This window comes from Lysobacter sp. 5GHs7-4 (assembly GCF_021284765.1).
GTDB lineage: Bacteria > Pseudomonadota > Gammaproteobacteria > Xanthomonadales > Xanthomonadaceae > Lysobacter.
In genome coordinates, this window is the sequence record NZ_CP089924.1 from 3,192,094 (window position 1) to 3,206,046 (window position 13,953).

8 protein-coding genes are annotated in these 13,953 nt (G+C 70.5%); all 8 read left to right on the plus strand.

Annotation, left to right across the window (positions count from 1 at the left end):
• Positions 1-129: 129 nt before the first annotated feature.
• The 8 genes from LVB77_RS14355 to LVB77_RS14390 all read left to right on the plus strand — a co-directional run bounded on the left by LVB77_RS14355 (position 130) and on the right by LVB77_RS14390 (position 13,945).
• On the plus strand, positions 130-8,277 hold the full coding sequence (locus LVB77_RS14355; protein WP_232906772.1) for a type I polyketide synthase: 8,148 nt from the start codon (positions 130-132) through the stop codon (positions 8,275-8,277).
• Between the two features lie 2 nt (positions 8,278-8,279).
• Positions 8,280-8,804: a DUF4188 domain-containing protein gene (locus LVB77_RS14360; RefSeq protein ID WP_232906773.1), complete on the plus strand. Its 525-nt coding sequence runs from the start codon at positions 8,280-8,282 to the stop codon at positions 8,802-8,804.
• A gap of 94 nt (positions 8,805-8,898) precedes the next feature.
• Complete coding sequence (locus LVB77_RS14365; RefSeq protein ID WP_232906774.1) at positions 8,899-10,167, plus strand: NAD(P)/FAD-dependent oxidoreductase; 1,269 nt, start codon at positions 8,899-8,901, stop codon at positions 10,165-10,167.
• A gap of 26 nt (positions 10,168-10,193) precedes the next feature.
• Positions 10,194-10,874: a type 1 glutamine amidotransferase domain-containing protein gene (locus tag LVB77_RS14370; protein ID WP_232906775.1), complete on the plus strand. Its 681-nt coding sequence runs from the start codon at positions 10,194-10,196 to the stop codon at positions 10,872-10,874.
• The gene (locus LVB77_RS14375; protein WP_232906776.1) at positions 10,871-11,311 is read left to right on the plus strand and encodes a nuclear transport factor 2 family protein; all 441 of its coding nucleotides are present in this window, start codon (positions 10,871-10,873) and stop codon (positions 11,309-11,311) included. Before LVB77_RS14370 ends, LVB77_RS14375 begins: the two co-directional genes overlap by 4 nt.
• Before the next feature lie 11 nt (positions 11,312-11,322).
• A complete protein-coding gene (locus LVB77_RS14380; RefSeq protein WP_232906777.1) occupies positions 11,323-12,417 on the plus strand; it encodes a DUF4331 family protein in 1,095 nt (364 codons plus the stop codon).
• 66 nt (positions 12,418-12,483) lie between these two features.
• Positions 12,484-13,587, plus strand: coding sequence for a DUF4331 family protein (locus LVB77_RS14385; RefSeq protein ID WP_232906778.1), 1,104 nt, complete (start codon positions 12,484-12,486; stop codon positions 13,585-13,587).
• 31 nt (positions 13,588-13,618) lie between these two features.
• On the plus strand, positions 13,619-13,945 hold the full coding sequence (locus LVB77_RS14390; protein WP_232906779.1) for a TfoX/Sxy family protein: 327 nt from the start codon (positions 13,619-13,621) through the stop codon (positions 13,943-13,945).
• The last annotated feature ends 8 nt before the right edge of the window (positions 13,946-13,953 follow it).

Genomic DNA, 13,953 nt, shown 5'->3' on the forward strand with positions numbered 1-13,953 from the left:
GAACGCTCAAATAAGATCGGTCCCATGGAGATTGTTTGAGCATACGCTCAAGTACGCAAGCGCCGGAGCCAGGGGACGCGCCAGGACGCGTGGAGTATCCGGAGTTCTAACCTAAGGAAGGGCATCAACATGGCAAGGCAAAAGCGCGCGCCGGCATCCGCCGGCCGTACGAGTGTGGGCAATGTTCCGGCGATCGCCGTCGTCGGCCTGGGTTGCCGGTATCCCGGCGCCGAATCCCCTACCCAGCTGTGGCAGAACATCCTGGCCCGCAGGCAGCAATTCCGGCCGATGCCGGACGTGCGCCTGCCGATGGCCGACTATCAGCACGACGATCCGCGCCACCCCGACACCACCTACGGCCGCCTGGCCGCGGTGATCGACGGTTATGAGTTCGACTGGGCCGGCCGCCGCATTCCCAAGGGCACCGCCGACGCCACCGACCTGGCGCATTGGCTGGCGCTGGACACCGCGCTGCAGATGCTGGAAGACGCCGGCTACGACGCCGCGCGCCTGCCGCGCGAAGGCACCCAGGTCATCGTCGGCAACACCCTCACCGGCGAGTTCACCCGCTCCAACACGCTGCGCGGACGCTGGCCGTTCGTGCGCAAGACCCTGCGCGCGGCCGCGCCCGCCGCGGGCATGCCGGCCGACATGCTGGAGCTGCTGGAACGGCAGATGGAATCGGTGTTCAAGTCGCCGTTCGCGCCGGTCACCGAGGACACCCTGGCCGGCGGCCTGGCCAACACCATCGCCGGACGCATCAGCAACTACCTCAACGTCAACGGCGGCGGCTACACCGTCGACGGCGCGTGCTGCGCCTCGCTGATCGCGGTGTATACCGGCGCGGCCAGCCTTGCCGCCGGCCAGAGCGATTTCGTGATCGCCGGCGGCGTCGACATCAGCCTGGACCCGTTCGAGCTGGTCGGCTTCGCCAAGACCGGCGCGCTCACGCCGACCGCGATGCGCGTGTACGACGCGCGCGGCAACGGCTTCATTCCCGGCGAAGGCTGCGGATTCGTCGGCCTCAAGCGCCTGGCCGACGCCGAACGCGACGGCGACAAGATCTACGCCGTGCTCGACGGCTGGGGCATGTCCTCCGACGGCCGCGGCGGCATCACCGCCCCCAGCGTCGACGGCCAGCACCTGTCGCTGGCGCGCGCGTACCGGCAGGCCGACACCGATCCGGGCGCGCTGGATTTCATCGAAGGTCACGGCACCGGCACCAGCCTGGGCGACAAGACCGAGTTGCTGGCGATCGCCAAGACCTTGGGCGGCGGCAGCGGCGGCGATCGCCACTGCGGCGTCACCTCGTTCAAGTCCATCGTCGGCCATACCAAGGCCGCGGCCGGTATCGGCGCCTTCATCAAGGGCGTGATGGCGGTGAACCAGCGCGTGCTGCCGCCGACCGCCGGCTGCGAGCAACCGCATCCGGTCTTCGCCGGCGAGGGCCGCACGATGTATCCGCTGCTGCGCGGCGAAGCGCGGCCGGCGCAGTCGCGCCTGCGCGCGGGCGTGTCGGCGATGGGCTTCGGCGGCATCAACGTGCACGTCACCCTGGCCTCGCCGCAGACGCCGCCGCAAGCCACGCTCAGCGGCGCGCTGGACGCGCGCGCCAGCATGGCGTCGGTGCAGAACAACGAGCTGTTCGTGCTGGCCGGCCGCGACCAGGCCGACCTGAGCGCGCGCGTCGCCGCCTTGCGCGAGCAGGCCCTGGGCATGAGCCAGGCCGAACTGGCCGACCTGGCGGCGCACTGCGCCGCGACGACCGCGCCGGCGCTGCGTTGCCGGGCGGCGGTGCTGGCCGCGACCCCGGCCGAGTTGCTCGAACGCCTGGACGCCGTCGCCCAGGCCTTGCGCCAGCCGCTGCCCGCGCAGCCGCGACTGGAACTGGCGCAGGGCTATGCGATCGGCCAGCGCGCGCAGGTGCCGCGCATCGGCTTCCTGTTCCCGGGCCAGGGTTCGCAGCAGTTGGGCATGGCGCGCGGCCTGATCGAACGCTACGGCTGGGCGCGCGACCTGTGCGCGCAGGCCCAGCGCTGGGCGGAAGAGGCCGGCACGCCCGGCCTGGCCGAAGCGATCTGGCCCAACCTCGACCGCCATCCGCTGCCGGCCGAACGCGAACCGCTGATGTTGGCGTTGCGCCAGACCGAACTCGCGCAGCCCGCCATCACCCTGGCCGCGCTGCTGTGGTTGCGCCAGCTCGAACACCTGGGCCTGCAGGCCGATTGTGTGCTCGGCCACAGCCTGGGCGAACTCACCGCCTTCCACGCCGCCGGCGCCTTCGAAGCGCGCGAGCTGATCCAGCTGGCGGTGCTGCGCGGCCAGCGCATGGCCGCGCGCGACGGCGCGGCCGGCGCCATGGCCAGCCTGGCCTGCGCGCGCGAACGCGCCAGCGCACTGCTGGAGGCCTGCGCCACGCACGGCTATGCGGTGCTGGCCAACATCAACAGCGACGAACAGACCATCGTCTCCGGCGAAGCCGCGGCGATCGAAGCGGTGATCGAGCTGGCCGAACGCGAGGGCGTGCGCACGCACCGCCTGGCGGTCAGCAATGCCTTCCATTCGCGCCTGGTCGAGGACGCCGCCGCGCACCTGCGCGAGCACGCGCCGCTGCCGGAGCGTCCGCTCGCGCTGACGCGCGAGCTGCTGTCGAGCTGCGACGGCCGCGCGGTCACGGCCGACTGCGCGTTGCGCGCGCACTTCGGCGAGCAGATCCTGCGGCCGGTGGAGTTCGTCACCGCCGCCAGCGAATTGGCGCGCCGTTGCGACCTACTGTTGGAAGTCGGCCCCGGACGCGTGCTGAGCCAATTGCTGGGCCGCATCTCCGGCGCCGGCGGCATCGCCTGCCTGCCGCTGGAAGGCGAGGCCGAAGGCCATGCCGATCTCAACCGCGCCCTCGCCGCCGCGCACGTGCACGGCGCCGACATCGCCTGGGATGCGTTGTACTCGGTACGCGTGCTGCGCCCGTTCGTGCCAGCCGCGCAACGTAGCTTCATCGTCAATCCCTGCGAGCGCCCGCTGGACGTGCCCGCCGCGATCCCGAGCCGCGCCCTGGCCGCCGCCAACCCCATCGACGCCCTCGCCCTGCCGCGCGCGGCCAACGCCGACGCGGCCGCGCCGCTGGCCGCCAACGGCGTCCTGGTCGACACCGCGATCGCGCACTTCCAGGACTACTTGGCGCAACGCGGCCAGTTCCTCGCCGACGTGATCCGCGCCGATCTGCGCGGCCTGGCGCCGCGCGCGCCCGAAACGATCGCGCCGGCGGTGATGGCGCCGCTGGTGGCGCAGACCGCCGCGCCCATCGCGCTGGCCGTCACGCCCGCTGCAGCGACGGCCGTTGCGACGGTGATGACTCAGCCGGCGCAATCCACCGCCGCGAGCGTGCTCGAACAGGTCGCGCAGGCGACCGGCTTCGCCGCCTCCACCCTGTCGCTGTCCATGAGCATGGGCAACGACCTCAATCTGGACTCGATCAAGGCCGGCGAAGTCGTGGCCCGTATCGCGCAGCGTTACGACCTGGGCGGCCGCTTCGATCCAGCCGACTTCGCCCAGCGCCCGCTGGCGGATCTGGTCGCGCAGATCGACGTCTTGCGCGAGCCGGCTGCGTCGGCAACGCAGGAAACCGCTGCCGACGTGCGCGCGCTGTTGCGGCGTCTGGTCGCGCAGGTCACCGGCTTCGCCGAGGCCAGCGTGCACGACGGCCTGCGCCTGACCGACGATCTCAATCTGGATTCGATCAAGGCCGGCGCCCTGATCGCCGACGCCGCGCGCGAGCTCGGCGTCGCCGGCCAGCTCGATGCCAGCGAACTGGCCGGCGCCGATCTGGACACCATCGCCACCCGCCTGGAGCAACTGCGCCCCGTAATCGCTGCACCGACCGCCGCAGCGACGCCGAACGGCAACGCCTTGGCGTTGCTGACCGCGGCGCTGGCGCGACTGACCGGCTTCGCGCCGGCGCAGATCGCACCGGAGCTGCGCATGGTCGACGATCTGAACCTGGATTCGATCAAAGCAGGCGCGGTGGTGGCGGAAGTCGCCGGCGCGCTCGGCCTGGCCGGCTCGGTCGACCCCAGCGAACGCGCGGGCGCCAGCATCGGCGAGCTGGCGCAGTGGCTGCAATCGCTGGCCACGCCCACCGCCGCCGCGATCCCCTCGCCCGCTCCGGTGCACGCGAGCGCCGAGGCCGACGCGCCGACCTGGGCGCGCGCCTACACCCTGACGCTGGCGGCGGAACCGGCCGCGGTCACGGCCCTGCCCGAACTGCAGGGCGCGCGCGTGTTCCTGCAGGCGCACGCGGACGACGCACGCCTGGCCGAAGCCCTGAGCGCACGCCTGAGCGAGGCCGGCGCGCAGGTGCTGCGCGAAGAATCCGAACTCGGCGAGGCGGCGCTGGATCATTACGTCGCGCTGCTGCCGCAGGTCAGCGCCTTGCACGGCCACGCCCAGGCCGAAGACGTGCCGGCGCTGATCGCGCCGCTGCACCGCGCCGCCGACGCCGCCCTGCGGCTGCGCTGCCGCAGCCTGGCGTTCGTGCAATTCGGCCTAGGCAGCGATTTGCGCGAGCGGTCCGGCGCGCGCGCGTCCGACGCAACGCGCTCCGGCACGGTCTCGCTGGACGGTTCCTGCGCGCAGGCCTTCGCCGCCAGCGTGCACCTGGAACGCACAGACTGGGCGCTGCGCGTGCTCGACTTCGACGCACTCGCGCGCGACGCCGACATCGCCGCCGACCTGCATGCCGCGCTGGACGGCGAGCCGGGCTACCGTGCGGTGCACATCGACGCCGAACGCCAGCGCTGGCGCTTCGTGCCGCGTGTGCTCGACAGCGCGGCGCTGCCGCCGCGTCCGATCCAGTGGTCGGCCGACGACCTGGTGCTGGTGACCGGCGGCGGTAAGGGCATCACCGCCGAGCTCGCATTCGCCTTCGCCCAACGCACCGGCGCCTGCATGGCGCTGGTCGGCAGCACGCCGCTGCGCAGCGGCGACCCCGGCAGCGCCGAGGTGGAAGCCACCCTGGCCCGCTACGCCGCCGCCGGCCTGCCCGCGCGTTACTACGCTTGCGATCTGGGCAACCGCGACGCCGTCGCGGCCCTGGTCGAGGAAATCCACCGTCGCGACGGCGCGATCACCGGCGTGCTGCACGGCGCCGGCCACAACAAGCCGCGACGCGTCGAACAGGCCACGGCGCAGCAGGCGCTGGACGAGATCCGGCCCAAGCTGTGCGGCCTGCTGCACCTGTGCGAAGCGCTGGAATCGCAGCCGCCGAAGATCATCGTCGCGCTGGGCTCGATCATCGGCGTCACCGGCATGCCGGGCAACGCCTGGTACGCGTTCTCCAACCAGGCGTTGGACGCCGCGCTGGCGAACTTCCAGTCGCGCCACGCCGGCACCGCGGTGCTGACCCTGGCCTACAGCGTCTGGGCCGAGGTCGGCATGGGCGCGCGCCTGGGCAGCGTGCAGCGCCTGGCCCAGCAAGGCATCAGCGCGATATCCAGCGCGGCCGGCATCGAACAGTTCCTGGCCCTGGTCGGAAACCGAACGCCGTCGCGTCAGGTCATCGTGGCCGGACGCCTGCACGGCCTGGACACCTGGCAGCCGGATCGCAGCGCCTTGCAGCGTCCGGCACGCTTCCTCGAACGCGTCGACGTGTTCGAGCCGGGCGTGGAACTGATCGCGCGCGCGCAGTTGGATCTACGCAGCGATCTCTACCTGCGCGACCACTACTACCGCGGCGTCTACCTGTTCCCGACCGTGTTCGGCCTGGAAGCCATGACCCAGGCGGCACTGGCGGTGGCCGGCGGCGAGGTCGGTCCCAGCTACCGTTTCGAATCGGTGCAGCTGGAACGGCCGATCGTGGTCGACGGCGGCCGCGGCACGCAGATCGAACTGCGCGCTTGGGTGCGTCCGCGCACCGACGCCAGCGAACCCTTGCGCGTCGAGGTCGGCATCCGCACCGAGCAAAGCGGCTTCAAGCGCGACCACTTCGCCGCCGTGCTGGTGCTGGAGCCGCTGGCACCGGCCGTGGACACGCAGTTGCCGCAACCGCTGGAGCCGCTGGACCAGCTCGATCCGGCCGTCGACCTGTACGGCGGCCTGCTGTTCCAGGGCGAGGTGTTCCAGCGCCTGCGCACGGTCTACGACCTGGACCGCGACGGCTCGCAGACGCGCATCGCGCGCCATCTGGATGCGCGCTATTTCGGCGACGGCCTGCCCGCCGCGCTGGCCGCCGGCGATCCCTCGTTCCGCGACGGGTTGCTGCAGACCGCGCAGTTGTCCGAACAGGGCCAGTTCCTGCCCGTCGGCATCGCCGCGATCGAGGTCCACGACCGCGCGGGCGCGATCGACGGCGCCCTGCGCGTGCACAACCGCATCACCGCGCGCAGCGCCGACACGCTGGAATGCGAGGTCACCGCTTACGACGACCAGGGCCGCATCGTCGAGCGCCTGCTCGGCTACCGGCTCAAGCGCATGCACCTGGATCTGGCTTCGCCGCAGCCCGAAGACTGGCGCGATCCCAGCCAGCGCGACCGCCGCCTGCTCGAGGCCGCGCTGCAACGCGCGTGTTCGGCGCTGGGCGCGCGGCCGCCGCAGCTGGCGTTCGCGTTCGCGCCGCACCTGTCGCGCATGGACCGCGCGCGCCGCCGCCTCAGCGAACTGCCCTTGTTCCTGGACGCGATCAACACCGTGCTGCCGGTCGGCGAGCGCGCGCTCAGCGGCGAGCTGGAAGTGCACTGGGACGACAGCGGCAAGCCGCTGCTGGCCGGCCTGCAGGACCGTCGCCTGGGCCTGTCGTTGTCGCATGACGAAAGCCACTGCCTGGCGATCTGCGGACCGGAACCGCAGGGTTGCGACATCGAGCCCGTGGTCGCGCGCGAGCAGGACACCTGGCGCGCCCTGCTCGGCGACGCGCGCATGCCGCTGATGCGCGCGCTGATGGCGGCAGGCGACGAACGCGATATCGCCGGCACGCGTCTGTGGTGCGCGCTGGAAACCGCGCGCAAGGCCTTGGGCGCCGGCACCATCGCGCTGGAACTGGGCGCGCGCGACGGCGATGCGGTGGCCTGGTCGGCCGCCATCGGCGAAGCGCGCGCGGCGCTGATCACCTTCCCGATGACGCCGACCCGGCCGCGGCCGAAAATGTTCGCCTTCACCGTCGCCACCGTAAGCGCGGACGAGGCGACCGCCACCGCGCGCATCGCCGCAGCGGCGACGCTGCCGGCAGCGCTGCCGCCCGGCGCCAGCGACGACGACAGCCTGCGCCTGTACACCGGCCAGGGCGGCTACGGCGAAACCTACACCGCCAGCCGTTTCCGCGTGCCTTTCAAGGACGTGACCAGCCGCCGCCATGGCCTGAGCTTCCCGGTGTTCGCCGACTGGATGGGCAACCTGCGCGAACTCAGCATCGTCGGCATCGGACGCGAGCTGGTGCCGGATTTCACCTCCGGCGCCTGGGGCATGGTCACCAACCACTCCGACATCGCCATCGTCGGCGACGCCGCCTGCCTGGACCGCGTCGAGGGCCGGCTGTGGATCAGCCGCGTCTACGGCAAGCTCGACTCGTCGGTGGACATGCATTTCGACTGGGTGCGTATCGGCGAGGACGGCAGCGAAAGCCGCATCGCCTACAGCAACATGGCCACCACCTGGGTCGCGATCAAGGGCCATGGCCAGGTCGAATTGGCGCCGTTCCCCGACTACCTGCGCGACTTCACCCGCGGCTACCTGCCGGTGGCGACGTTGCCTAGCGCCCCGGTCGAACTGCGCCGGCCGATGAGCGAGCCGCTGGCCGCGCTGGCGTTCGCGGGCGCGCCGCTGTACACCGCGCCGGCGGCGCCGAGGGTGGAACCGGAACTGGCCAGGCGCGTGTTCGCGACCTCGCTGGAAGAGTCCAACCTGGTCGGCAACATCTACTTCTCGAACTACTACCACTGGCAGAGCCGCCTGATCGACCGCTGTCTGTACGCGCTGGCGCCGGAGCTGTTCCGCGACAGCGCCGGCGGCTCCCTGCACTGCATGCGCAGCAAGGTGCAGCACCTGCGCGAGGCCATGCCGTTCGACGACATCGAAGTCTCGATGGCGCTCAAGCAGCTGTATGCGAACGGGCTGCGCCTGCATTTCGAGTACCACCACCGCGCCGCCGACGGCCGCCTGACCAAGCTGGCGGTCGGCGAGGTCGACTGCGTGTGGGTCGCCGGTTCCGGCGAGGCCGCCGCCCTGCCGGAGCCGATCCGCGCCGGTCTGCTCGCGCATTGCGAAGGCCGCCTGGCCGGGGTCGCCTGAGCATGGCGAAGATCCTGCACGAGCGCATGACGGTCGACGAGCGCGAGGAGTTCGTCGTGCTGCTGATCGGCATGCGCATCAATCGCTGGTGGAAGGTCCACAAGTGGTTGCCGGTGGCCTGGTCGATGCGTCGCATGGTGCGCCAACTCGGCGCCATGCCCGGCGACACCGGCTATCTCGGCGGCGAGTACCGCAGCGTCGGCAATCCGATCGTGTTCGTGCAGTACTGGCGTTCCTACGACCGGCTGGAGGCCTATGCCGCCAATCGCGAGCTCGCGCACCAGCCGATGTGGGGCTGGTTCTTCAAGGCGATCGCGCTCAAGGGCGATGTCGGCATCTACCACGAGGCGTACCGGATCGCGCCGGGCAATTACGAATCGGTCTATCTCAACATGCCGCCGTTCGGCCTGGGCCGGATCTTCGACCTGGTGCCGGCCGCGCGCGGCATGAAGACCTCGCGCGGACGCATGGACAAGTTGCGCGACGCGCCCCAACCCGCCGAGCAGCCCGCGCCGGAGATCGCCTAGCCCGACGGCACCGCCGTCCCGGCCGCCGGCCTCGCGCCGGCGCCGATCGCAAATACCAACCGCAAGCACGAATCGCAAAACAAGGGAGTGTGCGATGAAGCAACAGCAAGCCCAGGGAGTGGTCGTGGTCGGCGCCAGCATCGCCGGTTGCGCGACGGCGATCCTGTACGCGCGCCGCGGCATACCGGTGACGGTGGTCGACAAGCGCCGCAGCGCCGATTTCCACAAGCCGATCTGCACCCACTACATCCAACCCTGCAGCCTGCCGGCCTGGCAGGAACTGGGCATCTACGACGCGCTGGCCGACGCCGGCGCGGTGCGCAACACCATCGCCATCTACACCCGCTGGGGCTGGATCCCGAACGCGGCGCTGGGCGAGGCGCACGCGACCAACCTTCGCCGCCAGACGCTGGACCCCCTGCTGCGCGCGACCATGCTGGCCACGCCCGGCGTGACCTACATCGACGGCCACAGCCTGCGCGAGACCGTGCGCAACGCCGCCGGCACGGTGGTGGGCGCGCGCTTTGAAACCAGTTCCGGCGAAACGCGGGAACTGCCCTGCGCCTTGCTGGTCGGCGCCGACGGCCGCGAATCCACCCTGGCCGAGATCGCCGCCGTGCCCACGCGCGAGTGGCCCAACCAGCGCTTCTCCTGTTTCGCCTTCTACCGCGGCATCCGCAACGAGGCCCGCGACGTCTCCAAGATGTGGATGCTCGATCCCTACATCGCCTACCAGTTCCCCAACGACGACGACACCACCCTGATCGCGCTGATGCCGACCAAGGACCGTGTCGAGGATTTCAAGGCCGATCGCGAGCGGCATTTCCGCGCCATCGTCGACGCGTTGCCCAGCGGCCCCGATCTCAACGGCGCCGAACGCATCAGCGAATTCATGATCAACACCAAGAACACCATGCTGCTGCGCGAACGCGCGCCGGCCGGCGTGGCCTTGGTCGGCGACGCGCTGATGACCACCGATCCCCTGCACGGCTTCGGGATTTCCTGGGCCGCGCTGTCGGCCTCGGAACTGGTCGCGCAGACCGCGCCGGCGCTGCTCGCCGGGCGCTCGACCGAACGCGAGGTCGCCGCCTACGAGCGCGCGCGCCGCAACGAGGTCTGGCCGCATTTCAAGATCATGGCCGAAATGGCCCGCGCCGAACCCATGCCGCGCGCGCAGCAACTGCTGTTCAGCGCCGCCACGCGCGACGACGCCATGGCCGGCATCGTCCAACGCTTCCTCGCGGGCACCACGGGCACGCGCGAACTCCTCTCCCCTGGGACGTTCGCGCGTGCCCTATCCGTGACCGCCCGCCACTGGATGGGGCGCAACCGCGCCCCCGCCACCGCCACCGCCGAAACCTGACCCCCAACCGAACCGGAGCTCCACCGATGAAAGCACTGATGATCGTCACCAGCCACGCACGCCTCGGCAACACCGGCAACGCCACCGGCCTGTTCCTGTCCGAGCTCAGCCATCCCTACGACGTGTTCCAGGCACAGGGCTACCAGGTCGATGTCGCCTCGCCGGCCGGCGGCGATGCGCCGGTGGATCCCAACAGCCTCGGCGACGAAGCGATCAAGGCACGCGTCTCGCTGGCCTCGAACACCCTGCGCCTGGCCGACGTCAACGTCGCCGAGTACGACGCGGTGTACCTGGTCGGCGGCCACGGCACCATGTTCGACCTGCCCGGCAACAGCCACCTGCAGCAGTTGCTCAGCGACGCCGACGCCAACGGCAAGGTCATCGCCGCGGTCTGCCACGGCCAGTCCGGCCTGGTGAACGTGCGCCGCGCCGACGGCAGCTACCTGCTCGACGGCCGCCGCGTGACGTCCTTCAGCAACGAGGAAGAAGGCATCGTCGGCCTGACCGGCGTGGTGCCGTTCCTGCTGCAGGACAAGCTGGTCGAGCGCGGCGCCGACTACCGCAGCGGCCCGGCCTGGGGCGAGCACGTGGTCAGCGACGGCCGCCTGGTGACCGGGCAGAACCCGGCCTCCGCCGCGGGCGTCGCGCAGGCGGTCTGCCAACTGCTGCGCCAGCACGCCGACTCGGCGCTGGAAGCCACCGCATGACCGCCGTCGAACTCGCGCAGCGCTACATCCACGCCTGGAACGAACGCGACTTCGCCGCGTTCGGCGAAATCTTCGGCGCCGACATCAGCTACCTCGACCCCATCGTCGGCCCGACGCCGATCCCGCTGCCGGCCATGTCGGACTACGTGGGCCAGCTGATCGCCGCGTTCCCGGACCTGCGCTTCGAAGTCGAGCGCATCCGCGACGGCGGCGACTTCGCCCTGTTCGAGTGGGTGATGCACGGCCGCAACACCGGCGACAGCGACGCCCATCCGGCCACCGGCCGCAGCGTCGCCCTGCCCGGCGTGGACGTGCTGGAGATCCGCGACGGCCGCATCCACGCCATCCGCGCCTACTTCGACCGTCAGGCCTACACCGACGCCCTCGGCCTCACCAACCCGGCCACCGTGGACCCGCCGCTGGCGGCCACGGCCTAACGGAGATCCCTATGAAGCTCTACACCGCCATCGCGCTGGCAGCCTTGCTGTGCGCGGGCAATGCCCTGGCGTCCGACCACAAGGAAGCGCCGTCGGTGGCCGCCGATCCGTCCACCGACATCGCCGACCTGTACGCCTTCCTCAATCCGCGCGACCACAGCCGCCTGGTGCTCAGCATGACCGTCGGCCCCTCGACCGCGCCGGAGATGTCGCGCACCTACCAGTTCTCTTCGACCGCGCGTTATCTGTTCAAGGTCGACAACGACGGCGACTACCTCGCCGATCATGAGATCGAAGTGCGCTTCAGCGACGAACAGTTCCCGCAGTTCAACGCCACCGGCACGCTGATGCCCAGCCAGCAGTTCGTCACCAGCTTCAGCGACCGCGTGCGGCCGATCCGCGGACCGGTCACGCCGTCCTCGCAGGTGCTGCCGATCCCGCTGGCGCCGATCGTGAGCACCGGCCAGCGCGGCATCCAGGTGTTCGCCGGCCAACGCGACGATCCCTTCTTCTTCGACAGCACCGGCTCGTTCCGCGTACTCAACGGCCGCCAACCCAAGTTCAGCGCCGCCATCGACCGCAACGCCGGCTTCAACGTCTCGGCGATCGTGATCGAGCTGCCGCTGAACATGTACTACCGCGGCCGGCCGCTGCACATCTGGTGCAGCACCGAGAAGCCGGAGTTCAGCGGCGGGCGCTACCGGTGGAAGCAGATCCAGCGCGACGGCAATCCGGCGATCAAGGCGGTCTACATCACCGCGCCGTACAAGGATCTGTTCAACGCCTCCGAGCCGGTCGACGACCCGGCCAACTTCTCGCAGCTGATCGCCGGTTCGGCGCGCTACCTGTTCCAGGTCAACGACGAGGACTTGGCCAAGTTGCTGGCGATCGTATCGCCGGACGTGCTGCGGCTGGATCCGACCAAGCCGATCCGCCTGCCCAACGGCCGCGGCCCGGACGACGACATCGATCCGCTGTTCTGGTTCAACCTCAATCGCTCGATCGCCTACGCCCCGGGCCAGCTCGACGGCGTCGCGGCCAACGACGTGCCCAACAGCTGGTTCTTCCCCTATCTGGCGCCGCCGCATACCGCGCCGATGTACTGACCGCAACGCGCCCGCCGCGCGGCGGGCGCGACCCACTTTGACCGCATCCTTACCGGAGCCCGTGCCATGAATCACACGACTCACCGATCCCGACGCGCGATCGGTTGGGCCTTGGGCCTGCTTGCGCTAGTCGCCGGCCTGGCCCACGCCGGCGACCACCGCGAAGCCCCGCGCATCGCCGACCAGCCCACCCTGGACGTCCAGGATTTCTACAGCTTCATCAGCCCCTCCGATCCGGGCAAGCTGGTGATGGTGATGACCGTCAACGGCTTCGCCCTGGGCCCGCCGGCGCACACCTATCTGTTCTCCGACCGCGGCCGTTACAAGTTCCACATCGACAACGACGGGGATGCACGCACCGATCACTTGGTGTCGATGCGCTTCAGCCGCGAGGAATACGCGACCTTCACCAGCGAAACCGACTACAAGTCGCAGAAGTTCTTCGCCGGCTTCTCGATGGGTCCGCAGCGCCTGCTGTCGGGCATGACCACCCCGGCCAGCCCGGTGTTCGACCGGGCGTTTCCGCCGGTGATCGTCGAAGGCGGCGGCGCGCGTGTGTTCGCCGGCACCCGCGACGATCCGTTCTTCTTCGACGTGGTCGATTCCGACCGTACCTTCGCCGGCGTGCAGCCCAAGTTCCGTTCCGGCAAGGACCGCTTCGCCGGTTACAACGTATCGGCGATCGTGGTCGAGATCCCGCTGGCCTCGGTCTACCGCGGCCGCCCGCTGCGCCTGTGGGCGACGGTGGACGAGCGCGGCCTGGACGGCCGTTGGCGGCAGGTGCAACGCGTCGGCAATCCGGCGGTCAAGGGCGTCTACGTGCCCGACACCATGACCGCGCTGTTCAACGCCACGTCGCCGCATCAGGACGCGCGCCTGTTCAAGAGCACCATCCAGAACAGCGCGCGCACGCTGTTCCGCCTGGACGAAGCGACCGTAGGCCAGCTCACCCGGATCCTGGTGCCAGACACCCTGACCCTGGACCCGCGCCAGCCGACGCGCTCGCCCAACGGCCGCGCCCTGGACGACGATCTGGACCTGATGTTCTGGTTCAACCTGCAGGCCCCGATCGCCTACGCGCCCGGCGATCTCGACGGCGTGCGCCGCAACGACGTGCCCAACAGCACGCGCTTCCCGTACCTCGCGCCGCCGCACGTGCTGGCCGAGTGACCGCGCCCACCGTCTCTCCGATCAGGCACGCATGAGCTCCGAATCGCCTTACCTCGACTACGTATTGGAACTGCTCGCGCCGCATGGCGAGGTGCGCTCCAAACGCTTCTTCGGCGGCACCGGTCTGCTGGCTCACGGCCAGCAGTTCGGCATGGTCATGAAGGATGCCCTGTACTTCTGTGTCAGTGCCGGCAACCGCCGGCACTTCGAGGCGCGGGGCATGGGGCCGTTCTCTTACGCCACCCGCAAGGGCCGAGTCGAGGTGAAGCGCTACTACGAAGTGCCGGCCGACGTGATCGAGGAGCCGGAGCTGCTAAGGGAATGGCTGCACCGGGCCATGGGCGACGCCGCCGGCTGAGTCCAGGT